Source organism: Pseudoprimorskyibacter insulae, from assembly GCF_900302505.1.
Lineage (GTDB): Bacteria > Pseudomonadota > Alphaproteobacteria > Rhodobacterales > Rhodobacteraceae > Pseudoprimorskyibacter > Pseudoprimorskyibacter insulae.
Genome location: NZ_OMOJ01000017.1, coordinates 1 through 24,130 on the forward strand (window position 1 = coordinate 1; position 24,130 = coordinate 24,130).

Consider the following 24,130-nt stretch of genomic DNA (forward strand, 5'->3'; position numbering starts at 1 on the left):
TCTCGAACTATTGGGAAGCGGTGCGCGGCCAATATGCTGCGTTCGAGTCGAGCCTTCAGGCCCCCGCGTCCGAGGTGTACCTGCACGAAATGCCCGGCGGCCAGTTCACCAACCTCAAGGCGCAGGCGCGGTCCATGGGCCTGGAGGAACGCTGGCACGAGGTCGCGCAGGCCTATGCCGATGTGAATATGATGTTCGGCGATATCGTCAAGGTGACGCCCTCGTCAAAGGTTGTGGGCGATATGGCCCTGATGATGGTCAGCCAGAACCTGACCCGCGCGCAGGTCGAGGACCCCAAGGTCGATGTCAGCTTCCCGGATTCGGTGATCGACATGATGAAGGGCAACCTTGGCCAACCGCCGGGCGGCTGGCCCAAGGCCATTCAGTCCAAGATCATGAAGGGTGACAAGGCCTTCACCGTGCGCCCCGGATCCTTGGCGGCCCCGGTCGATATCGAAGACACCCGCGCCAAACTGTCGGCCGAGTTGGACGGCACCAACATCGACGATGAGGATCTGAACGGCTACCTGATGTATCCCAAGGTCTTCCTGGATTACATGGACCGCCACAAAGACTACGGCCCCGTCCGCACCCTGCCGACGCTGACCTTCTTCTACGGCATGGCCCCCGGCGATGAGATCACCGCCGAGATTGACCCTGGCAAAACGCTGGAAATCCGCCTTGTCGCCGTGGGTGACACGCAAGATGACGGCGAAGTGCGCGTGTTCTTTGAACTCAACGGCCAGCCCCGCACCATCCGCGTGCCCGACCGCAAAGCCAAAGCCACATCGGCCGCGCGGCCCAAGGCAGAAACCGGCAACCCAAGCCACATCGGCGCGCCCATGCCCGGCGTCGTGGCCAGCGTTGCGGTTCAAGCCGGCGCTCAGGTCAAACAAGGCGATCTGCTGCTGACCATCGAAGCCATGAAAATGGAAACCGGAATCTCAGCAGAACGAGACGCAATCGTCAAAGCCGTCCACGTCACCCCAGGAGCGCAAATCGACGCAAAAGACCTTCTGGTGGAGTTCGAATAAGACCCCGCGGGGCAAAGACTATCCTTTTGCCCCGCGCCCAATCTGTCATTTTTGTTTGATTGAGCCTTGGCCTGCCTGTTTTTATGAATGGGTCAGGTCAAGGTATTTTAATGTCACGATTTCCCAAACGCGCACTTAAGGCAACTGAAACGTTCTTCCCGCCCGTATTGGCGCGGTTTTTAGCGGATTTGGAAACCACCAAAACCACCGAAGACGTCTGGGATTTGATCGTTGGCCTGTCCACCGCCTACGGCCTGCCAATCGTCGACTATGTCTACGCAACCGATTACAGAAATTGGGAACGCGCGCAGTTCATTCGCACCACCCTGCCCGGCGAATGGCTGGAAGAGGTGCAAAAGCGACCGCTGATCCGCCACACGTCGGTCTTTCGAATGCATGGCTGTGTACACCTGACCCCTGTCGTGATCGGTTCAGAATTCCTGCCGGAAATCGAGCCGGTTTCGGACGACAAGCGCGATCATATCATGATCGGTGATGCCATGGGGCTGAAGTCCGGGCTGGCCATTCCTTTGCGCATGGGCGACCCCGGTCAGGCAGGGTTGATTGCTTTTGGCGGGCCGCATCGCCGCGATAAATTCCTATCTATGCTGCCTGAGATCGGCTGGGTTTTACACTCTGCCGCGCTGAGCGCCCATGCCCGCTATACTGAGTTGTTCAAGCTAGAGTTCATCGGCCGCAACCAATTGACCCCAAAGCACAAAGAGTTGATTCAGCTTGTCGGTCAGGGCCTGATGGACAAGGAAATCGCACACATTCTTGGCATCACCTTTTCGGCAGTACGCCAACGTCTTGTCGCGGTGCAGGCCAAGACCGGCACACGCAATCGCGCCGAACTGGCCGCCCTGGCGCAGCGCGTGGGGCTGATCGACGATCCGATGCTGCGCACCCACGAAGACGACCTGACGATCTTCATCACCACGGGCGATGGCACCTCAGGGACGGAACTGCGCCGCCCGACGCCCGGAACGGAAGCTGCGGAATAAAATTTGAACGATTAAGCCCTGCCCGGCCCCGGCTACCGCGCACGGTTTGTTAAGGAACGGCCCTTACCCCTTCTGACTATCAGATGTCCGGGATTGCCCGGCACTCCACGACAGCAGAAGGGGGGTCAGGGCCCATGCCTGACGATGTGCGCCAGTTCCAATTGCCCAAACGACGGGGCCGATCGGATGACGATCCGCTTTTGACATTTCTAAAGGCGTCTCTTGGGCGTCCGGTGTTGCTCGATTTGTCGGATGTCGACCGGATCGACAGCCTGCGCTTGCGCACTTTGCTTAGCGCCAATCGCAAATGGCGACAGGACGGGGCGCGCTTGGCCATCACCGGCCTGACAGACGCCTGCGCTGACATGTTTCGCCTGCTGGGCGTGGATCCCATCATCTTTGAACAGGAGCGTGTTTAATGGCCCTCAAAGTCCTTGCTATCGACGATTCCCGCACCATCCGCGAATTGCTTCGGGTCGCGATCGAAAACGTAGGGTTCGAATATGAATGCGCTGTCGATGGGGTCGATGGTGTCGGCAAATTCTCTCAGGTTGGGCCAGATGTCGTGATCACCGACATTAATATGCCCAACCTAGACGGGTTCGGCGTGATTGACGAATTGCGCAACGGCACCGCCAAGACCACGGTCCCGATCATCGTTCTGACAACCGAAAGTTCGTCTGACCTGAAGATGCGCGCACGCGATGCCGGCGCGACCGGCTGGATGGTCAAACCCTTTGACGATGATGCGCTTGTGTCCGTTCTGCGCCGGGTCACAGGGTATCAGGCATGAGCATTCGGGACACGTTCTTTCAGGAATGCGAAGACCTGCTCGCCGCGCTGGTCGATGGGCTGGCGGAACTGGAAAGCTCTGGTCAGGACAGTGAAATCGTCAATGCCGTCTTTCGGGCGGTCCATTCGATCAAGGGCGGCGCTGGGGCCTTTGGCCTTGATGATGTGGTGTCTTTTGCCCATGCGTTCGAAACCGTTCTGGACCGCGTGCGCGAAGGCGACTTGGCCGTGGATGGCAAGCTTTTGCGCGTTTTCCACAAATCCAGCGACCAACTGACCGATCTGGTAGAGGCCGCGCGGGATGAAACCGCCATTGAAACGACCGCCCGCGACAGCGTCCTCAAGGATCTCGAAACCTACCTTGGCGATCAGGTTGAGGAAGAAGAGTTTTCCTTTGACGCACTGACTTTGGACGTGCCGCCCGCGTTGGAAATCCCGGCCGAAGACAGCGCGTCGCGCGGGGTGTACGAAATTCTGTTCCGCCCTCATGCCGCCCTGTTCAGCAACGGTCACGAACCATCGCTGGTGTTTGAATGCCTCTCGCAGATGGGCGATCTAACGGTTGAGCTGCAAGACATCTCAATCCCCGACTTTGAATTGCTGGACGATTCAGGCCTGCAACTGGCGTGGCGGTTGGAACTGACAACCTTTGATAGCGAAACCGTTCTGCATGACGCGTTTGAGTTTGTCGAAGGCCTCTGCGACCTGGAAATTCGCCCTTTGACACGGCCAACGGATCCGCTGCCGACAATTGCGTCAGAGGTACCAACGCCTCAACCCACACCGTCATCGGACAAGCCGCAGACCAAATCCGAAAAGGAACCCAAAGCGCCGAAAGCCACGCTGCGGGTTGATCTTGATCGGGTGGACCGCCTGATCAATACCGTGGGCGAATTGATCATCAATCAGGCAATGATTGCCCAGCGGATTGAGGAATTGGATCTGCCCGGCACCTCGCAGGTCCTGAACGAGCTTGAGGATTACAAGCTTTTGGCCCGCGACATCCAAGAAGGTGTGATGGCCATTCGCGCCCAACCCGTCAAACCTTTGTTTCAACGCATGTCGCGGATCGTGCGTGAAGCGGGCGAAGCGACCGGGAAACCGGCAAAACTGTTGACCACCGGCGAAGGTACAGAGGTTGATAAAACGGTGATTGAACGTCTGGCCGACCCGCTGACCCATATGATCCGCAATGCCGTCGATCACGGGCTGGAAAAAACCGACACTCGCATCGCTGCTGGCAAGCCCGAGGAAGGCACCATACGCCTGACCGCAGCACATCGGTCCGGCAATGTGATCCTTGAGGTGAGCGACGATGGCGGCGGCTTGAACCGCGAAAAAATCCTGCAAACGGCATTGGACAAAGGCCTTGTCGCCCCGGATGTCGAATTGACAGAGCCTGAGATCGATAATCTTTTGTTTCTGCCGGGTTTTTCGACCGCGAAAGAGGTGTCAAACCTGTCCGGACGTGGCGTTGGGATGGATGTGGTGCGCAATGCGGTAGCGGCGCTTGGCGGCCGGATCAGCATCACCTCTGACCCCGGCCAAGGCACGACCTTCACCATTGTCCTGCCACTGACCTTGGCCGTGATGGATGGGTTCGTGATCTCGGTTGCGGATCAAACCATGGTGGTTCCAATCTCTTCGATCATTGAAACCATCCATCCGATCCGACGGAACATTCACACCATTGGTCAAAATGGCCGATTGCTGGCGCTTCGCAATCGCTATGTCCCCATCGTCGACGTCGCCGAAAACCTAGGCCTCAAAAGCCTCAACCGGCTGGACGACCAGATTTTCTTGCTCGTGTCTTCGGTCTCGCACGGCACCTGTGCGCTTGCCGTTGATGCCATTCACGACCAGCGGCAGGTGGTGGTCAAAAGCCTGAAAACCAGCTGCGGATCGATCACCGGCATTTCGGCGGCCACGATCCTAGGCAACGGCAAAATCGCCCTGATCCTCGATACCGAAGAAATCGCCCGCACCGGAGCATCCGCGAGCGAACTCGCCCACGAAAAGCTCACCCAAATGGAGCCAGCCCTTGTCGACGCAAACTGAACCCGCCCCGATTGATAGCATTGAATTCGTCACCTTTTCGGCTGGGAACCAGATTTTCTGCCTTGAAATCACACAGATCCGGGAAATCCGTCGTTGGACGCCCGTGACCGCGCTGCCTCACACCCCCCCCGACATTTTGGGCGTGATGAACCTGCGCGGCGCTGTCATTCCAATTTTCGACCTGTCCGCGCGCTTTGGTTTGGGGGCGACCCCATCGAATGAACGCAATGTGGTCATCGTCGCAGCCAGCGCCTCTGACACGGTGGGCATGTTGGTCGAGTCCGTGTCAGAAATCCTATCCATCGAAAGCGATCAAATTCAGGAAACGCCGGATCTGAAATCTGACGCCGCGCGAAACTACATCACTGGCGTCATTGCCCACAACGAAACCATGATCCGCGTCGTCGATCTTGGCGCCGTGGTCGGGGGTGACAATGCCTAATACCACCTCAGCGATATCGCTTGATCTGCCCGACGATGTGTTTCAAAGCATCTCGGACAGGATGCAGGCGTTGTACGGAATCCACCTGCCACCCGAGAAAAAGCCTTTGGTTCACTCCCGCCTGGCACGCCGCGTGCGCAGTTTGCGTTTGGGCAGTTTCGACGCCTATCTGACCTTTCTTGAGGCCGAGGATAATGCCGCCGAACGGCTAGAGATGTTGGCCGCGCTGACAACCAATGTCACCTCGTTCTTCCGCGAGGCGCATCATTTTCGCATTCTGGCAGAGCAAGTTTTTGCCAACCGTCCCAGCAAAGCTCCGCCGATCAAAATTTGGTCAGCGGGCTGTTCAACTGGGGCCGAGCCGGTTTCTGCTGCAATCACGTGGTTGGAAAATGGCGGCACGCTCGATGGATTGCGCATTTTGGGCACCGACATCGACCATAAGATCCTGCGCAAGGCAGGCTTGGGCGAATATAGCAAATCCGAGGTCGCAAACTTGTCGCCCGACCGACTGGAAAAGTTTTTTTCCCAAACCAAGCACGGCAATTTCAAAACCTCACATGCGGTTCAGTCGTTGATGACCTTCCGCAGCCTGAACTTGAATGAACCCTTCCCTTTCAGCGGTAAATTTGACGCCATCTTTTGCCGAAATGTCGCAATTTATTTTGATGAACCGACCCAAGCACGTCTTTGGGACAAACTATCGGATTGTTTGATGCCCGGTGGCGTCCTGTTCATCGGCCACTCTGAACGGCTTGATCCAAAGACATCCAGCAAACTGAAAAACATTGGAATTACGGCGTATCAACGCCACATCAACGGAGAATGACATGGGTATTAAACATGCCTTGCGCATCATGGTTGTCGACGACATGGCAACCAGCCGCGGCCTGATCACCCAAGCTCTGGATGATCTGGGTATCAAGAACTACGTCACCGAAAACGATGGCGCGGGGGCCTATTCCGCTTTGACCCGAACGCCGGTGCACTTGGTTCTATCCGATTACAACATGCCAATCATGAACGGCATGCAATTGCTGCATAAATTGCGCACAACGCCGGCAACCCAAAAAATCGGCTTCATCCTCGTTACGGGCAAGCCCACGCCTGAGGTCGTGCAACAGGCGAAATCGCTTGGGCTGAACAACATGATCAAGAAACCGTTCACAACGGCGTCTATGCAAAAATGCATTGAAAGCGTTGTGGGGCCACTATGACGGACCATATCCCTGCGATCTTGCGGAATCTGGCGTCAGATCTGACCCAACTGGAAACCGTCATGATCCCGCTGTTGGCGCGCAACGATGCCAACAGCGACAAGTTGCTCGAACTGCAGGATTTGGACCGGATCATTCAAAGCCTGGTGGCGATTGCCGCGCATTTGGACTGGTCCGCTACGCCCAACCAAGACGCCCATGCGCATTTTCAGGCGTTCCCGATCCGAACGCTCGCCCGGCAACTTATGCCTGACATCGCAGGACAATCCGACAATACCGCCGCCAGCATCGAGCTGTTCTAGGCAACTTTTGACACGAACACGGAAACCAAGGGGGCGAACATGTTCACGACCTTCAATAAGATAAAAGTTTCGACCAAGATGCCGCTCTCTTTCGCGGCATTGGGCCTGACCTTGTGCGTTCTGCTTGGGTCAATCACCTATTCCCGTTTCCAATCCAATGCCATGGGACAGATCGAAACGCAGTTTTCATCCCTTGCCAAGTCCCGCATTGCTGAACTTCAAGCCTGGCTGGAAACGATCGACAAAGACATCCAACTTCTGGCCTCAGACCCGAACACGCTGGCAAGCATCAGCGATTTTGTCGCCGCTTGGAACCTCATTCCGGGCGGGCAACGGAACAATCTGCAGCGGCGCTATATTGAAGACAATCCGCATCCGATTGGCGAAAAGCAAAACCTCTATTCCTCAGCCGCCGGCGATGCCTATGACATCGCCCATGACGCGCACCATGCGTCTTTTCTGCGCTGGACCGAGCTTGGCGGCTATTACGATGTCTTCCTAATCGATACGCGCGGCAACATCGTCTATACAGCTTTCAAGGAAATCGACTACGCCGACAACCTGCTAAACGGCCCTTTGTCCAACTCTGGACTGGCGGTGGCCTTCCGTGATGCCCGAGAAGCCGAAGCAGGCGAAGTGATTTACACCGATTACACACGCTATGCGCCCAGCATGGATGCGCCGGCCGCCTTCGTCGCCTCTCCGGTTTTCAACGCCGCCGGACGGCGCATGGGGGTGGTGGCATTGCAAATGCCTATCGATATCTGGAACGGTGTTTTGAACAATCCTGTGGGGCTTGGCCAAACCGGACATGTCTTTGTGGTCGCTGAAGACTTAACCGCCAAGTCAGATTCGCGGATCGAAGCAGGCCCCCGTTTGCTCGACAAGCTGACGATGACGCCGCAGATGCAGAATGCGCTGAATGGCCAATCCACCTTTCTTGAGGACACAACCGATCAACGTGGTAATGGGATCATGGCATACTCGGCCCCCATGCAATTTCACGACACGCAATGGGCGGTGGTGGTCGAAGAAACCCGCGATGAGCTTTTGGCCGCTGTATTGGACCTGCGCAGCCAAGTCATTCTGTGGTCTGCCGTTTTGGCGGCAATCGCCGCTGTGGCGGGATGGCTGATTGCGCGAAGCATTTCGCGCCCGTTGGACCACGTGAAACGGGCCATCGAAGGCATCGCAGCATCAGATTATACAACAGACGTTCCGCACCTGACCCGCGGGGATGAAATCGGGATCATCGCAAACGCCGTCGAAGGATTGAAAGACAGCCTGGCCCAAGCCGACGAAAGCGAACTGGCCAAAGCGAAACTTCAACACGATCAGGAGTCGGTCGTCAGCGAACTTAGCAATGCCCTGACCCTTTTGGCCCAAGGAGACCTGACACAATCGATCGATTCCGCTTTTCCGGAAGCCTACGAACGCCTGCGCCAGAACTACAATAAGTCAGTCGAAACTCTGAACGACGCGCTGTCACAGGTGATTGAGGCATCCGAAGGGATCAGGCGTTCATCGGGTGAAATTTCGCAAGCATCAGATGACCTATCCAATCGAACCGAAAACCAAGCCGCCACGCTTGAAGAAACCGCAGCGGCCTTGGATGAATTGACCGCAAGTGTAAAATCGGCTGCCGACGGCGCCCGGTCGGTCGAAGAAATCGTCACCGAGGCCCGCAGTGAGGCTGAAAAAAGCGGCGTCGTTGTCCGAAGCGCGGTGGATGCGATGACCAAGATCGAATCCTCGTCTGAACAAATCTCGCAAATCATCGGGGTGATTGATGATATTGCATTCCAAACCAACCTATTGGCTTTAAACGCGGGTGTCGAAGCCGCAAGGGCCGGTGACGCAGGCAAAGGTTTTGCCGTGGTCGCGTCTGAGGTGCGGGCACTGGCGCAACGATCATCCGAGGCGGCGCATGAAATCAAAGAGCTTATCAGCGGCAGCGCCCATCAGGTTGAACATGGGGTTGAATTGGTCGGGAAGGCGGGCGACGCGCTAGAAAGCATCGTGGATCGCGTGGCCAATATTTCGCAACTGGTGTCCGAAATCGCAACGGGCGCCAGCGAACAATCCAGCGGATTGAACGAAATCAACATCGGTGTCACGCAGCTTGATCAAGTGACGCAGCAGAACGCCGCAATGGTCGAAGAAGCCACCGCCGCAAGCCATATGCTGCAAAAGGATGCCCTTACCCTGGCAAACCTCGTGGCGCGGTTCCAAGTTGCGGGGTTCGAACAGAATGATGATCTGATGTCCCCCTTCGACACGGATGACTTTGAGGGCCCCAATGACACGCTAGAGATGGAACCTGCGCCGCTAAAGCTCACCGGAACCGACGGCGGTGCCAGCGGCGTATGGCAAGACTTCTAAGAAAAAGGCGAAGAACGAAACAATGGAAAAAATATCCGTTCTCCTTGCCATTCCCGGGCGCCCAAAAGCGCTAAAGATCGAAGACGCGATCCGCAAGGCCAGCGACATCAGGGTGTTAGGACACGCCCAAAATTTAATGGAGACTTTCAGCACCGTCGAAGAGCTTTTGCCCAAACTGGTCGTTATCGACGAGGGTCTGACACGCCTTGCTGAATTTGAAGTGATGCGCGGACTATTCCAAACCTTGGATGTGCGCTGGTTGGTGCTTGGTTCGCATATCCCGGCCACGACCACGGGATCAAAAGCCGGCGCAGATCTCTTTGGCCTGTCCCCAAACGCCAGCGGCGAAGAATTGCTTTCGCAAATCCGATCCGTGGTTCGCGCAGGGCGCAGGCCCGCAAAGGCCCGCGTCCAGCAGTCGAACTGGCAAACTTTCGGCGACAGCGTCATCTTGATCGGCGCATCCACAGGTGGTGTTGATGCCCTGCTTAAGGTCTTGCGGCACTTCCCCAATGATGGCCCGCCATGCTTTGTCGTGCAGCACACAGGCAAAGGATTTGGCAGCAGCCTGATCCGCCTTTTGGATAGCCAAACCGGCGCACAGGTCGTCCGGGCGGAACACGGCATGCCAATCCCGCGCGGAACGATTTGCGTTGGTGCTGGCATCGATCGGCATTTGGAAATCCGTAACGAAAAACAACCCGTTGCCCTTTTGGTGCCGCGGGCTGCCGTCTCTGGGCACAAACCGTCGGTCGATGCATTATTTGCGTCCGCCGTGCCCTTGGCAAACCGTTGCACCGCAGCGCTTTTGACCGGGATGGGCAAAGACGGGGCCGCCGGGATGCGCGCCTTGCATGACGCGGGGGCGGCAACCATCGCCCAGGATCAAAGCACTTCGGTGGTCTACGGGATGCCTCGCGCGGCAATGGAAATGGGCGGCGTTCAACAACAACTACCGCTCGACCAGATCGGGCCTGCCCTGCTGAAAGCCGCACAAAAATGTGCAGTCAACAACCGAAACAAGAGGATTGCATGACAAATCTTGCCGAAACTGGGCGGGTCAGCAGCGGCCGCAGCATCAATGTGATCCAAGGTGACTTCAAAATTTCGCGCAGCGACGGGGACGTTCTGACCACCGTTTTGGGCAGTTGCGTGGCTATGTGCCTGTATGATTTGGGCGCAGGCATTGGCGGAATGAACCATTTCCTGCTGCCAGAACGCAAGGACACCTGCCATTCCGACATCCGCTTTGGCGCTCACGCGATGGAGCTTTTGATCAACGCGCTTCTGCGCTGTGGGGCGGACCGATCCAGGCTGAAAGCCAAGCTGTTTGGCGGTGCAACGATGTCGACAAATTTATCCGACATTGGAAAAGCCAACGCTGAGTTCGCGGTCAATTTTCTGGCGACCGAAAACATCGCCTGCGTATCGACCAGCCTTGGCGGTACGACGGCGCGGCGGATCCGGTTTTGGCCGACCTCTGGCCGGGTCCAACAGCTGCAAATCCCCAATTCGCCAGAACTTGTGGCGCGCCGCACGAATATAACCAACCAGCCGCAGCCCGATGTGACCCTATTCTGATCGAAGGCTGCGGATCCTCTTCCCCCTTTTCGGCAAAGCTGACATACTGACAGACACAGGATAGCAAAAACCAAGAGCAGCCCAAATGCCCGACGATCTTCTCGCCTCTGCCGCGCCGACGGAATATGACGCCTCTTCTATCGAAGTGCTCGAAGGGCTTGAACCCGTCCGAAAACGGCCCGGCATGTATATCGGCGGCACGGACGAACGCGCGCTGCACCACATGGTGGCCGAAATCCTCGACAACTCGATGGACGAAGCCGTGGCAGGGCACGCCAACCGGATTGAGGTTGAGCTGCATGAGGATTACGCGATTACGATCCGCGACAACGGGCGCGGAATTCCGATTGATCCGCACCCAAAATTTCCGGGAAAATCAGCGCTTGAGGTAATCCTGTGCACCTTGCATGCGGGCGGCAAATTCGGCGGTGACGCCTATGAAACCTCGGGCGGTTTGCATGGTGTTGGCGCATCGGTTGTGAACGCGCTATCGGATTCGATGGTCGTTCAGGTTGCGCGGAACAAGGAATTGTTCGAACAGCGATTTTCGCGCGGCGTGCCGCTTGGCCCGGTCGAAAAGATCGGGCAAGCCCCGAACCGCCGTGGCACATCGACCACGTTCCATGCCGATCCCGAGATTTTTGGCAGCCACCGATTCAAACCGTCACGGTTGCTCAAGATGGTGCGATCCAAGGCTTACCTGTTCTCAGGGGTTGAGATTCGGTGGAAATCGGCCATTAAAGAAGGCGACACCCCGACCGAGGCGACTTTCCATTTTCCCGGTGGTTTGGCCGACTACCTGACCGAAACCTTGGGAACGGCATCAACCTATGCCGACAGGCCCTTTGGCGGCACCGTGGATTTCAAAGAAAAATTTGGCGCGGTAGGCAAGGTTGAATGGGCCATCAACTGGACGCCGTCGCGCGACGGGTTCATTCAATCCTACTGTAACACAGTCCCGACGCCCGAAGGCGGCACGCATGAAGCCGGATTTTGGGCCGCTATTTTGAAGGGCATCAAGGCCTATGGCGAGCTGATCAACAACCGCAAAGCCAGCCAGATCACCCGCGACGACCTGATGACCGGTGGCTGCGCCGTGGTGTCGTGCTTTATCCGTGAACCGGAATTCGTGGGTCAAACCAAAGACCGACTTGCTACGACAGAGGCGCAGCGCCTAGTCGAAGGGTCGGTGCGCGACCACTTCGACAACTGGCTGGCGGCTGATACCAAATCGGCAGGTGCAATCCTCGACTTTGTGATCCTGCGCGCCGAAGAACGCCTTCGCCGCCGTCAGGAAAAGGAAACTGCCCGCAAATCGGCAACCAAAAAACTGCGCCTGCCCGGCAAGCTGGTGGACTGTTCCGCAACAAGCCGCGAAGGCACTGAATTGTTCATTGTTGAGGGCGACTCGGCCGGCGGATCGGCCAAAATGGCGCGTGACCGCAAAACCCAAGCCTTGCTGCCGCTGCGCGGTAAAATCCTGAACGTCCTTGGCGCCGCGTCGAACAAGCTCAATTCCAATGCCGAAATCAGCGATCTTAGCCAGGCATTGGGCGTTGGGCTGGGTACGAAATTCAACATTGACGATCTGCGCTACGACAAGATCATCATCATGACGGACGCAGATGTTGACGGCGCGCATATCGCATCGCTTTTGATGACCTTTTTCTTTACCCAGATGCGCCCGATGATCGACCATGGGCATCTGTATCTGGCCTGTCCGCCGCTTTACCGCCTGACCCAAGGCGCGCGAAGGCTTTATGTGGCGGATGATACTGAAAAAGACCGCGCCATGGCCAAGGGTTTGGGCGGCAAAGGAAAAATCGACGTTCAGCGTTTCAAAGGCCTTGGCGAAATGGATGCCAAGGACCTCAAAGAAACCACGATGGACCCGAACAGCCGTAAACTGATCCGCGTGACGATTGATGAGGATGAGCCGGGCGAAACCGGCGATCTGGTCGAGCGCCTGATGGGCAAAAAGCCCGAAATGCGGTTCCAATACATTCAGGAAAACGCGCGGTTCGTCGAAGAACTGGACGTCTGACGCCAAGGGGGGGGCAGCCGTGGCCAATCCGCTTTATGACACGCTGTTTGCGAAACACGCTGGCAGCGACAAGCCATTTCTGATTTTGGCAGATAGCCAGATCACTTACGCTGAGTTTTTGGCCATGGCGGCGCAAACCGCCAATGCGTTGTCCCAGCTTGGGCTGGCCCCCGGCGACCGCGTGGCGGTGCAAGTCGTAAAATCCCCGCAGATGCTGGCGCTCTATGCCGCTTGTGCGCAGGCTGGCGTGATTTTCCTGCCGTTGAACACGGCCTATACCGCAAACGAACTGGCCTATTTCATCGAAAACTCTGGCGCCAAGCTGGTGGTTTGCGATGGGGCGCGATTGGATGAAATGCAGGCGATTGCCGCGCCGCTTGGCGCTACGCTGCGGACGCTGAACGCCGATGGCACCGGCAGCCTGAGCGATTTGGCAGCCGAGCAGCCGACCGAATTTGAAACCGTTGCACGGGATGGCGAAGATCTGGCCGCATTCCTGTACACATCTGGCACGACGGGCCGCTCCAAAGGCGCGATGCTGACGCAGAACAACCTGCTGTCGAATGCACAAACCTTGGTCAAGTACTGGCACTTCACCGGCGATGACGTGCTGCTGCATGCCCTGCCCATTTTTCATACGCACGGGCTGTTTGTGGCGACGAACATAATGCTTGCCGTCGGCGGCTCTATGATTTTCCTGCCAAAATTCGACCTTGAGGCGGTGATTGCGCATCTGCCCCGCGCCACTAGTATGATGGGTGTGCCGACCTTCTACACCCGCCTGCTGGGCGACGGGCGGTTCACCGGCGATCTGGTGTCGCATTTCCGGCTGTTCATCTCCGGATCGGCCCCGCTATTGGCGGAAACGCATGTGCAGTTCGAAACCCGGACCGGCCACCGCATTCTTGAACGCTATGGCATGACCGAAACCAATATGAACACCTCAAACCCCTACAAGGGCGATCGGCGTGCGGGAACGGTTGGCCTGCCCCTGCCGGATGTTGAATTGAAGATCACCGATCCCGAAACCGGCACCACCCTACCGCAAGGTCAGATCGGCATCATTGAGGTGCGCGGCCCCAATGTGTTCAAGGGCTATTGGCAAATGCCCGAAAAAACGGCGGCCGAGCTGCGCGAGGATGGGTTCTTTATCACCGGCGATTTGGCACAGATGGACGCCGACGGCTATGTCACGATTGTTGGCCGCGCGAAGGATCTGATCATCTCGGGCGGGTTCAACATCTACCCTAAGGAAATCGAACTGGTACTGGACGAACAACCCGGCGTCTTGGAAAGCGCCGTGATTGGCGTGCCCCATCCTGATTTTGGTGAAGGCGTGGTGGCGGTTCTGGTGCCTCAGGCGGGGGCAGAATTGGACCTTGCGGCCATTGAGACCGCTGCGGCCCAAGCGCTCGCCAAGTTCAAGCTGCCGAAACGCTATGTGGTTCTTGGCAGTCTTCCGCGAAACACGATGGGCAAAGTGCAAAAGGCCGCGCTGCGCAGCGACTACGCGACCAGCTTTTCTGCATGATGGCAGGGCAAAAACGCACGGGTCCGCCAGTTGTGCGGTCGATACAAGTGGCGCTACCCTAGCCCCCAGATCAGGAGGGCGCCATGCGATCATTCGATGAGATTTACGCCATCGCGGCAGAGCGGAAAGGCGGGCCAGAGGTGCTTGAGGCGCGGATCGGGGCCGCTCCGCTAAGCGCAGACGCCTTGCAGGCCCTTCCCGAAGATCGCTGGCTGGCGGAATTTGCCAAGCGCATCTTTTCGGCAGGATTCAACTGGAAAGTCATCGAAGCAAAATGGGACGGGTTCGAGGCGGCCTTCCACGGTTTTGACCTGGACCGCTGTGCCTTCATGTCGGACGATGCATTTGACGCGCTTTTGCAAGACACTCGGATCGTTCGCAACGGGGCGAAAATCGCCGCCGTGCGCGACAATGCCGTGTTTCTGCGCGACCTGCGCGCCGATGGCGGGGCGGGCAAGGTTCTGGGCCAGTGGCCGGACGACGATTATATCGGCCTGCTGGAATTTCTGAAAAAACACGGCGCCCGGCTGGGCGGTGCCACCGGGCAATACGCCCTGCGCTTTGTCGGTAAGGACAGTTTCATCCTGTCCAGCGACGTGACCGCGCGGCTGATTGCCGAAGGTGTGATCGACAAGCCCGCCGGGTCGAAATCGTCGATGCGGGCGGTGCAGGCGGCGTTCAACGAATGGCGCGCGCAGTCCGGTCGCGGCTTGACGGAAATCAGCCGTGTGTTAGCCCTAAGCGTCTGAACGACAGGAGGCACATCATGCGCATCGCATTTACCGGAGGGTCTGGCAAAGCCGGACGGCACGTCATCCCCTATCTGCAAGAACAGGGGCACCACGTGTTGAACCTTGATTTGCAGCCACTTGACCTGCCCGGCGTCGACAACCTGATCGTCGATCTGACGGACAGCGGCCAAGTGTTCAACGCGCTGAGTTCCTACGCCAATTTTGGTGAGTTGGAGCCGGGCACAGGCATGCCGAAATTCGACGCCGTGGTGCATTTTGCGGCGCTGGCGCGGATCCTGATCAAACCTGACAACGAAACCTTCCGCACCAATACCCTGTCCACCTACAACGTTATGGAAGCGGCGGTAAAGCTTGGCATTCCCAAGGTGATCTTCGCCAGTTCCGAGACGACCTATGGCATTTGCTTTGCCGATGGAGAGGTCAAGCCAGACTTCATCCCCGTCGATGAAACCCATCCCACCGTGCCGCATGACAGCTACGCCATGAGCAAGATCTGCAACGAGGCGTGCGGACGGTCATTTCAGGCGCGGTCGAACATCGATATCTACGGGCTGCGCATCAACAATGTGATCGAACCGCAGGAATATGCCAGCGACTTTCCGGCCTATGTGACCAACCCGGACCTGCGCCGCCGCAACATCTTTGCCTATATCGACGCACGCGACCTGGGCCAGATGGTGCAATGTTGCCTGACGACCGACGGGCTTGGCTATGAGGTGTTCAACGTCTCGAATGACGATCTGTCCGTCGCCCTGTCAAACGATGAGGTGCGCAAGCGGTACTACGACGGCGTGCCGGTCGTGCGCGACATGTCCGGCAATGAGACGATGTATTGCAACCGCAAAGCCAAAGAGATGCTGGGGTTTGCCCCACAGCATTCGTGGCGCGATGTGCTGACCGAAGTCTGACTACGGATCAATCACCGTGACCCCATCCATGGTTGAGATCATCTCAAGATCTTCGTCATAGATTTCGGTCAACTTGTCGATGAAGGCTTCGTCCCAGCCGGGGACATCCAGTTCTTCTTCGATCACGTCATCGCGGGCGTATTTATCAAGGAACGCAAGCTTGGCGCGGCGGCGCTGAGCTTCGTTCAGTTCGGGGTTTTCGGCCAGATAGGCGCGGAACCGTTTCATCCCTTCGGGCATCATGATTTCGGTCAGCAAATCAAACGCCCCGGCGATTTTGCTGCCCGCCGGAACACCGGCGATGCGGCGGATCAATTCCCCCCACAGCAGGGGCGTATCTTCGTTGCACCAAACCGTGATGGGCATATCCGGCAGTTCCATGCGAATGCGTTCGATCAGATGCGACCAGCGCAGGTGCAACGGATCAATCCCGCCCAGCAGATTGCCGACCGTTTCGTGGGGCGTGACCGCCAGAACCGCAGGCAACAGCGTCGCAGGATTGCGCAGCGCCAGATACAGTTCCAACTGATCGCCCGCGAACATTTCCGACATGGCGCGCAGGCGCATTTCAGCGTTGCGGTAATACCGCCCGCCAGAAAACATCAACTTGGGCACGCAAAAGATATTCTCATGGCTGAGCACCATGCGTTCGACCTTATCACTGTCTTCCGACAGGATGGCATCCATCAACACATCGCGGGCTTCGGGCGACGGGCGATTGTCACCAAGCGTGGCCAGCGTATCAGACAGCAACGCACGATAGCGGCCAGGGCCAGGAATGGCCGTGCCTGAGGCGCGAAACCTGTCGGCATTGCGCAAAAGAACCTTGAGCAATTTGTCGTCATCGGTGCAATGCACACCGCCGTGTAAAATAATACGCATACCTGAGGTCTTTATTGTCACTGCACCTCGGTACTATAAGCGGTTTTATAAGCAGTTAAACCGAATAAAAGCGACAGGAGCAGCAATGGCCCTTGCCGAGACCTCTGAGCCGATCAAGCGTGCCTCGCGCTGGGGCGTTTCGCCTTGGTCGATCGGTGCTGTTGCCATTGCTTTTGTCGTTCTGGCCCCCATCCTTGCGGTTCTGGTGATGGCGCTGTTCCCGACCCAGAACATCTGGCCGCACCTTCTGTCCACCACCCTGCCCCGCTACCTGATCACGACAGGCATTCTGATGTTCTCGGTCGGGCTGATCGCCGCCATGGTCGGCACGGGCGCGGCTTGGCTGGTATCGCGCTATGATTTTCCGGGACGGCGCAGCTTTGAATGGCTGTTGCTGCTGCCACTGGCGATCCCTGCCTATATCGGGGCCTATGCGCTGGTCGACTTTCTGGAATACGCTGGCCCCGTTCAGACCGGGCTGCGGCAGATCTTTGGCTGGGAAACCTCGCGCGATTATTGGTTCCCGGAAATCCGGTCGCTTGGGGCGGCGATCATTGTACTGTCCGCGGCGCTTTACCCCTACGTCTACCTGCTGACCCGCGCCGCGTTCCGCGAACAATCGGCCAGCGCGGAAGAGGTCGCGCGGTCCTTAGGCGCGGGGGCCGTATCGCGGTTCTTGCGCATCGGCCTGCCGCTCGCCCGCCCCGCAATCGCGGCGGGCGTGGCCATTGTCATGATGGAGACGGTCAACGATTTCGGCACCGTCGACTATTTCGCCGTACAAACCCTGACCACCGGGATTTTCAGCGTCTGGCTCGAAAGCAACAACGCAGGCGGCGCGGCGCAGATCGCCAGCGTTGTTCTGACGCTGGTAATCTTGCTGGTCACGCTTGAGAAAACCTCTCGTCGCAAGATGCGGTTCTTCAACCTATCCACCCGCCACCGCCCGCCCGCACGGGTGCACCTGCGGGGCCTGATGGCTTTTGGCGCGCTTTTGGCCTGCCTGATCCCGTTCGCCGTGGGCTTTATTCTGCCAACCGCCGTGATCCTCAGCCATGCGATTGAAAATGCCGATGTCTGGGCTGACCCGGCCCTGCTCAGCGCGGCGTGGAACACGATCTCGGTCGGCGGGACGGCGGCCATTCTGACCGTGCTGCTGGGCGTCTTTATGGTCTACGGCGTGCGCCTGTCCGGGCGGGGCCTGCCGCGCCTGTTGCTGCCGATCACCACCATCGGCTACGCCGCCCCCGGTGCAGTGCTGGCGGTCGGTATCTTGATCCCGCTGGCCTTTCTGGACCACCGCCTTGCCGATCTGATCGAGGGGCTAACCGGGCGGCCCGCCGGGCTGATCCTGACCGGAAGCGCCTTTGCGCTGGTGCTGGCCTATTGCGTGCGGTTCTTTGCCATTGCCCAAGGCGCAGCCGATGCCGCCATGGGGCGCGTTTCGCCCAATCTGGCGCTGGCCGCGCGGTCGCTTGGCCGCAACCAAACCCAGACCCTTGGCAGCGTCTATTACCCGCTGATCCGGGCCTCCATCGCGTCGGCCCTGCTGCTGGTGTTCGTCGATTGCGTCAAGGAACTGCCCGCCACGCTCCTGCTGCGGCCGTTCAATTTTGACACGCTGGCCACCCGCGTGCATGAACAGGCAAGCTTGGAAAACCTTGGCAACGCCTCGCCTGCGGCGGTTCTGGTCATTCTGGTGGGCCTTTTCGCGGTTGGCCTGCTGGCACGGGCAAACCGCTAAACATTTACCAGCCATTTACAAAAAACTCCTCGCATACAGTAGAAGCCGGATTGCGCTTTGCATCGTGATCGTCTAATCCGCTCTCTGAGATGGGCAATTGGCATAGCTTCTTACAAGTACGCTAATCGTCTTATCCAAATGGCATTGGGTCTCAGAACTCATAGCCCGCCCCTATAGCTCAGCTGGTAGAGCAACTGATTTGTAATCAGTAGGTCCGCGGTTCGAGTCCGTGTGGGGGCACCATTTTTCCTTAAGAGGCGGTCAAAACCAAGCCATGGGGCAGCGCGTTTTCGTGGCGGCGGGCCAATCGCTTTGCCACCAGAGTTTCCCCCGGTGGCAACGGCTTGTAGCGATACAGCCGGACTTAAAACAGCAAGTCGTGGGTGGTGCCGCCCACCAGAAGATTGATCTCTCGCTGAGCTTCGCCGTCGATCAGCGCCCATAGGATCTGGCCCGTGGGGCGATAGATGACGAAGGCCTCAGCCACACCAGCGGCGCCGGCGCTTGGGGTTTCGGTGAAGTTGACCTGGAACTGGTCTTTGGTCGCTCCTCCTTGGCCGAACATCAGCACATCGCCCTCGGCGGCGTTGTAATCCTGGATCCAGTCGGACCCGTGATCGAAGATGCCCAGATGGAAGAACCGGTCCGCGCCAGTGCCGCCATTGACCCGGTCAAAGCCAAAGCCACCGTTGATAAAATCATCGCCGGTGCCGCCAAAGATCAGGTCGGACCAAGCCTGCCCGGTCAGCACATCATCGCCATCGCCGCCGATGATATTATCGACGCCAAAACCGCCAGTGATGGTGTCATTACCCGCATCGCCGCGCAATTCGTCATTGCCGTAGCTGCCGTCGATACTGTCATTGCCATCGCCGCCGTAGATCACATCGCGAATATCATCTTCGGACGCGCCGCCGATCAGGACATCATTGCCGCCATTGCCAACCAACGTATCGCTGCCATCGAGGCCGCGCAGCGTATCGTTGCCCTCTTCTCCGCGCAGGATGTCATTCGCGGATGTTCCGGTCAGGTCAAAATCCCGGATCAACGCCCGGTCCGAATAGGACGAAAAACGCACCAGCTTGTCTGTGAACTGCAACAACTCAACCCCGCGCAGAACATCCGTCCCGAAGGCTGAGGTGACCGTCGCCTCATCGCCGTAGCGCAGGACGGTAACCTCATCCGATTTGAGATCATAGATCGCGGTATCCACGCCGACGCCGCCATCAAGCGTATCATCACCGTAATTCCCGATCAGGCTATCCGCGCCTTCGCCGCCATACAGAACGTCTTGGCCGGGACCGCCGTCAATGCTGTCGTGACCGTTTTCACCATACAGCACATCGGGGTCCGTTGGGCCTGCGTCGTAAATGGTGTTCGCCACGGAAACCGTCGTCTGCTTGCCATCGGCAGCGGTGACACGGACCTCGACCTTGTCGTCGCCGCTGGTCAGGCCGTCCACATCCAGATCAAAGCGCAGGCCAAAGGGCGACGGTTTCAGCACCGAGGAGTCGTAATTCCCAACGACTTGGCCATTTAGCAAGACCTGCACCCCGGCAATGGCGCTTTGGTCGATCGTGCTCTCGATCAGACGGGCCGACAGCTGGCTTGGGTCGGTTACGATCGTGGCGCTGCCATTGCGGATGCCATCGTCGATGATGTCCATATTCTCATCCGAGGCAGAGTTGCCAACCGCATATGTGCGGATATCGACGCCCAGCGCCTGCAACTGCTGAACGCGGTATGGCACGCCTGCGGTGTCTGCCTCGCCATCGGACAGGAAATAGAGAATGCGTTGATCGGATTGCGACTGCTGGAAATGCGCAATGGCCAGATCCAGCGGCGGCAAGAACTCGGTCCCGCCGGTTGAACGCAGACTTTGCGACGTACGCACGATATCGGCCAGACCATCGTTGTTCTGGTCGGCCCCAGCGGTTCCCGTGGCATGGACATTCGCACCCGAGGAAAAGCGGATCAACTTGACGTCAGAATCGCCCATCCGGGCGTCATTGGTGATGGATTTCATCAGCGAGTCAAAGGCGACGATCTCGGCATCCAAAATGGTACCGCTGGTGCCATCGCGGTTGGCATCCGGCACACTGATAGACCCCGAGAACCCGGACGACGTGCTGCCCGACACGTCCAGAACCACCACGATATCAGCCCCTTCGGTGGTGAACACCTCTGGCGCGACAAAGCCGGATATTGTTACCGTCCCGGCCGAAGTTTCGCTGACGCTGGTCATCGACACGCTGATCGGGCTGTAATCGTCCAAGATGGCCGATCCGTGTGTGTACTGATCGGGCGCGCCGTCGATCTGCACCGTCGCGTCATAGCCAAGAATGGTGTCGTTTCCGTCGCCGCCAAGAATGGTGTCGGCCCCATTGCCACCGGCCAGCATATCGCCCTGATCGTAGCCCGAGAACTTTTCGTTCAACCCACCGCCAAGATGCGTCATGCCCACGGAATTTGGCGTTGTCGTCATCTCGACAAAGGCCTCAAACCCGACCCGGTCCGAGGTAAGCGTTTCGGTCGTGCCGAACCCGTCGACATAGCTGGCCTGAACGGTCAGGAAAGCATCAAAATCGTTGGTGGTTACAGTGTAAGTCGCGCCGGTTTCACCCGTCACGGCAATCCCATCGCGGAACCATTGATATGAGGTGAAGCTGTTCAGCCCGTCCTCATCGGCCAGATCGGTCGGGATCATCGTCAGCACTTGGCCCTGAATGGCGCGGCCCACGATGGCAATCCCGCCGGTCGGCAAGTTGTTGGCGTTGGTCACTTCGGCGGTTTTGCCGCTGGTGACGCTTTCTTCGGTGCCATAGGCATCGGTGTAGGTCACCCGCACAGACAGTTGCGATCCGACCTCGTCCTGCGTGGGCGAATAGGTTTCCGAGGTCGCGCCAACAATGTCGAACGGCGTGCCTGTGCCGCCCACACCATTGTTGATCCACTGATAATGGAAGGTGCCGAGCCCGTCTTCGTCCGATAGGCTCGAGGCATCGGCGGTCAGTTCGCCTTTCTCTGCGGCGGTGCCAGAGATCAGAACAGTGCCGCGCGGCGTATCGTTGACGTTCTCAACGACAAACACGTTGGACTCGACCGTCTCTAGCGTGCCTTGACCATCCACATAGCTGACTGCGACCGAGATTTTGGTGCCGACATCCACCTGCTGCGCCCAGAGACGGTCATTCGTCGCCCCGTCAATGGCAACACCGTCGCGCAACCACTGATAGCTGAATTCACCCAGCCCGTCTTCATCTGCCAGTTCATTGTTGTAGGAATTGAGCTCAACCGTAATCACCGCGCCTTCGTCGGTGTATAAGACGCCACCGTCGCGGCTTTTGACAATAGTGGACCGAAGTGCCGCCCCGCCAGTCGGCGCGCTATTCACGTTCTGCACCTTTGCCGTCTCACCGCTGGTGACGGTTTCTGCCACACCGGCCCCATCCACATAGGACACTACGACCGAAAGCCGCGTGCCCACATCCTCTTGGTCGGGCGTATAGGTGGCAGCCGTTTCTTGGTAAATCTCAGCCCCGTCGCGCAGCCATTGATAGGTGAACGCGCCTAGCCCATCGGCATCCCTCAGCCCCGAGGTATCGGCCGTCAGAACCTGATTTTCGGCGGCATCGCCGGTGATGGCCACAGCCCCGGTCGCGTAGGCATTGTCAGAAAAGATCTGTGCTTTGAGGAAGTTATCATTGGACCAGCTGACGATCAGCTTGCCATCGTCAATGACGTCAACGGTCGGTTCATACAGAGTGCTGAACGCGATCTCTTGCCCATCGCGGTCCACGTTCGCCTGAAACTCATCCCCGACACGTCCGCCAAACCGATCAAAACGCTGCGCATAGACGTCGCCGTAGACCACGGTAAATCCACCGTCAGAATTGGCGACGACGCTCGGCCCACCGTTGGTGTTGTACAAAGTGCCTGTGCTGATCTGGAATTCTTCGCCAACCGCCGCTCCTGACGGATCGAAGATTTGGCCCATCGCGGCCTTAACACCAGCGCCCGAATACCAGACGACGACAGTGCTACCGTCCTTCAACACCGCAATATCAGGGTAAACCTGACCGTATGTCCCGGTGGTGCCGACCTTCATTTCCGCCCCGGCCGCCGCGCCCGAGGCGTCATAGCGCTGCGCATAGACGCCGTTCACAGAACCGGTCTGCGCATAAGACATCCATACGACCATAAACCCGCCGTCATTCAACGCTGTCAAGCGCGGCGCCAACTGCGCGTTTTCGGTGTAGGTGTTGACTTGGAATTCCCCGCCGGCCGCGTTGCCCGCACTGTCAAAACGCTGGCCGAAAATCCCGTCTTTCGACCCATCCTGACCATTTTCGGCAATGTTATTGTAGGGCGACGACTGCCAAACAACGACATAACCGCCATCTTTCAGCGTGACGATGCTGGCCCGGTCCTGATTGCCCTGACTGACGCTGTTCACCACAAAACGATCGCCAATCGCCGCGCCAGTGTTGTCATAGCGCTGAGCCACAATTTCCGCGTAAGCCTCGCCGCTGAACGCTTTGGTCCCGACGACAACGAAACCGCCATCTTTCAGCGCCGCGACGTCCGGCTGGCCGTCAAAATCAATTTCAACCGCCTGACCCACGGGATTGTCGGCGCTGTCGTATAGCCGCATCCAAACACTTTGGTAGCGTTCATACACGGCCACATAGCCGCCGCCTGCCAAAGCCGTCACGTTTTGGTCGGCGGTGTAATAGGTGCGGTCGATATCAAAGCCAGCGGTTGTCGGCTTCAACCTGCCCATCTGCCCCGTCGAAAGGACGGTCGCCGTTTCCGCGCTGACGATGCGTTCGTAATTGTCCTGCCCGTCCGTGTAAGACACGGCAACGGCGACTTCGCTGCCGAAATCCGCATCAGTAAGCGTAAAGCTGTCGGTCGTCGCGCCCTCAATCGCGGCGCCATTACGCAGCCACTGATAGCTAAGCGCGCCCATCCCATCCAGATCGCTCAGCCCAGTGGTTTCGGCGACCAAAGTTCCACCGATCACAGCGTTTCCGATTAGATCCACGTCGCCCAAAGGCGGCAAGTTCGCGGTGTTTGAAATCGTCAGCAGGTAGGTGCCAGTGCGCTGGCTCGTGCTGACGTTGTTCGAAGTGCGCGCCCAAATGTAGAACGTTCCGGTGTCCTGCGCTTCAAAGGTCAATTGGCTGTCGCGCAGATACCCGCCATCGTCATCATAAGTGATGTTGGGCAAACGATCACTGGCGGCATCGTATACGCCATAAATCATTGGATTGAACAACGTCCCCTTCTGCGAAGAGCTGCCCTCCATATCGATCTGATACTGACGCCCGGCGACCAGATCGACGGCAAACCAGTCGTCATCTCCGCTGCGCTCCAGCGTTTCAAGGATGCTTTCACCGACTTTGATTGCGCCTGCGGTTTCCGGTGTCTCGCCAATATCGTCGGCCATAGCGA

Annotated in this window: 19 protein-coding genes and 1 tRNA gene; 18 read left to right on the forward strand and 2 right to left on the reverse strand. The window is 58.0% G+C overall.

Features of this window, described 5'->3' with window-relative positions:
- The 16 genes from PRI8871_RS18640 to PRI8871_RS18715 all read left to right on the forward strand — a co-directional run.
- Window positions 1-1,034: biotin/lipoyl-containing protein (locus PRI8871_RS18640; RefSeq protein ID WP_146188715.1), on the forward strand; the 1,034-nt coding region annotated here is incomplete at its 5' end.
- Window positions 1,035-1,144: 110 nt separating this feature from the next.
- On the forward strand, window positions 1,145-2,038 hold the full coding sequence (locus PRI8871_RS18645) for a helix-turn-helix transcriptional regulator (RefSeq protein ID WP_181389535.1): 894 nt from the start codon (window positions 1,145-1,147) through the stop codon (window positions 2,036-2,038).
- Window positions 2,039-2,172: 134 nt separating this feature from the next.
- Window positions 2,173-2,457, forward strand: a complete 285-nt coding sequence (locus tag PRI8871_RS18650) for an STAS domain-containing protein (RefSeq protein ID WP_181389536.1) — start codon at window positions 2,173-2,175, stop codon at window positions 2,455-2,457.
- Window positions 2,457-2,831 (forward strand): response regulator, encoded by a 375-nt coding sequence (locus PRI8871_RS18655; RefSeq protein WP_108887716.1) that lies wholly within the window; start codon window positions 2,457-2,459, stop codon window positions 2,829-2,831. Before PRI8871_RS18650 ends, PRI8871_RS18655 begins: the two co-directional genes overlap by 1 nt.
- Window positions 2,828-4,888, forward strand: coding sequence for a chemotaxis protein CheA (locus PRI8871_RS18660; RefSeq protein ID WP_108887717.1), 2,061 nt, complete (start codon window positions 2,828-2,830; stop codon window positions 4,886-4,888). Before PRI8871_RS18655 ends, PRI8871_RS18660 begins: the two co-directional genes overlap by 4 nt.
- On the forward strand, window positions 4,872-5,330 hold the full coding sequence (locus PRI8871_RS18665; protein WP_108887718.1) for a chemotaxis protein CheW: 459 nt from the start codon (window positions 4,872-4,874) through the stop codon (window positions 5,328-5,330). The genes PRI8871_RS18660 and PRI8871_RS18665 overlap by 17 nt, the downstream gene beginning before the upstream one ends.
- On the forward strand, window positions 5,323-6,159 hold the full coding sequence (locus tag PRI8871_RS18670) for a CheR family methyltransferase (RefSeq protein ID WP_108887719.1): 837 nt from the start codon (window positions 5,323-5,325) through the stop codon (window positions 6,157-6,159). The genes PRI8871_RS18665 and PRI8871_RS18670 overlap by 8 nt, the downstream gene beginning before the upstream one ends.
- A gap of 1 nt (window position 6,160) precedes the next feature.
- Window positions 6,161-6,547 carry a response regulator gene (locus PRI8871_RS18675; RefSeq protein ID WP_108887720.1) on the forward strand — a complete coding sequence of 129 codons (387 nt, stop codon included), beginning with the start codon at window positions 6,161-6,163 and terminating at the stop codon, window positions 6,545-6,547.
- A complete protein-coding gene (locus PRI8871_RS18680) occupies window positions 6,544-6,849 on the forward strand; it encodes a hypothetical protein (protein WP_108887721.1) in 306 nt (101 codons plus the stop codon). The genes PRI8871_RS18675 and PRI8871_RS18680 overlap by 4 nt, the downstream gene beginning before the upstream one ends.
- Before the next feature lie 78 nt (window positions 6,850-6,927).
- The gene (locus tag PRI8871_RS18685) at window positions 6,928-9,231 is read left to right on the forward strand and encodes a methyl-accepting chemotaxis protein (protein WP_245897980.1); all 2,304 of its coding nucleotides are present in this window, start codon (window positions 6,928-6,930) and stop codon (window positions 9,229-9,231) included.
- A 136-nt stretch (window positions 9,232-9,367) separates the two neighbouring features.
- Window positions 9,368-10,267 carry a CheB methylesterase domain-containing protein gene (locus tag PRI8871_RS18690; RefSeq protein ID WP_245897982.1) on the forward strand — a complete coding sequence of 300 codons (900 nt, stop codon included), beginning with the start codon at window positions 9,368-9,370 and terminating at the stop codon, window positions 10,265-10,267.
- Window positions 10,264-10,812: a chemotaxis protein CheD gene (locus tag PRI8871_RS18695; RefSeq protein ID WP_108887723.1), complete on the forward strand. Its 549-nt coding sequence runs from the start codon at window positions 10,264-10,266 to the stop codon at window positions 10,810-10,812. The genes PRI8871_RS18690 and PRI8871_RS18695 overlap by 4 nt, the downstream gene beginning before the upstream one ends.
- Before the next feature lie 85 nt (window positions 10,813-10,897).
- Window positions 10,898-12,856, forward strand: coding sequence for a DNA topoisomerase IV subunit B (gene parE / locus PRI8871_RS18700; protein ID WP_108887724.1), 1,959 nt, complete (start codon window positions 10,898-10,900; stop codon window positions 12,854-12,856).
- A gap of 19 nt (window positions 12,857-12,875) precedes the next feature.
- On the forward strand, window positions 12,876-14,387 hold the full coding sequence (locus PRI8871_RS18705) for a malonate--CoA ligase (protein ID WP_108887725.1): 1,512 nt from the start codon (window positions 12,876-12,878) through the stop codon (window positions 14,385-14,387).
- An 83-nt stretch (window positions 14,388-14,470) separates the two neighbouring features.
- On the forward strand, window positions 14,471-15,136 hold the full coding sequence (locus tag PRI8871_RS18710; protein ID WP_108887726.1) for a DNA-3-methyladenine glycosylase I: 666 nt from the start codon (window positions 14,471-14,473) through the stop codon (window positions 15,134-15,136).
- 17 nt (window positions 15,137-15,153) lie between these two features.
- The gene (locus PRI8871_RS18715; RefSeq protein ID WP_108887727.1) at window positions 15,154-16,047 is read left to right on the forward strand and encodes an NAD-dependent epimerase/dehydratase family protein; all 894 of its coding nucleotides are present in this window, start codon (window positions 15,154-15,156) and stop codon (window positions 16,045-16,047) included.
- Here PRI8871_RS18715 and PRI8871_RS18720 read toward each other — a convergent pair whose 3' ends face one another.
- Window positions 16,048-16,929 (reverse strand): hypothetical protein, encoded by an 882-nt coding sequence (locus PRI8871_RS18720; protein ID WP_108887728.1) that lies wholly within the window; start codon window positions 16,927-16,929, stop codon window positions 16,048-16,050.
- Window positions 16,930-17,014: 85 nt separating this feature from the next.
- On the opposite strand from PRI8871_RS18720, the gene PRI8871_RS18725 reads away from it, so the two are divergent.
- Together PRI8871_RS18725 and PRI8871_RS18730 are read left to right on the forward strand one after the other, a co-directional pair.
- Window positions 17,015-18,673 (forward strand): ABC transporter permease, encoded by a 1,659-nt coding sequence (locus PRI8871_RS18725; RefSeq protein ID WP_108887729.1) that lies wholly within the window; start codon window positions 17,015-17,017, stop codon window positions 18,671-18,673.
- Between the two features lie 167 nt (window positions 18,674-18,840).
- A tRNA-Thr gene (locus tag PRI8871_RS18730) sits at window positions 18,841-18,916 on the forward strand.
- Window positions 18,917-19,037: 121 nt separating this feature from the next.
- Here the strand turns inward: PRI8871_RS18730 and PRI8871_RS18735 are convergent.
- Window positions 19,038-24,125, reverse strand: coding sequence for a VWA domain-containing protein (locus PRI8871_RS18735; RefSeq protein WP_108887730.1), 5,088 nt, complete (start codon window positions 24,123-24,125; stop codon window positions 19,038-19,040).
- Between the last annotated feature and the right edge of the window lie 5 nt (window positions 24,126-24,130).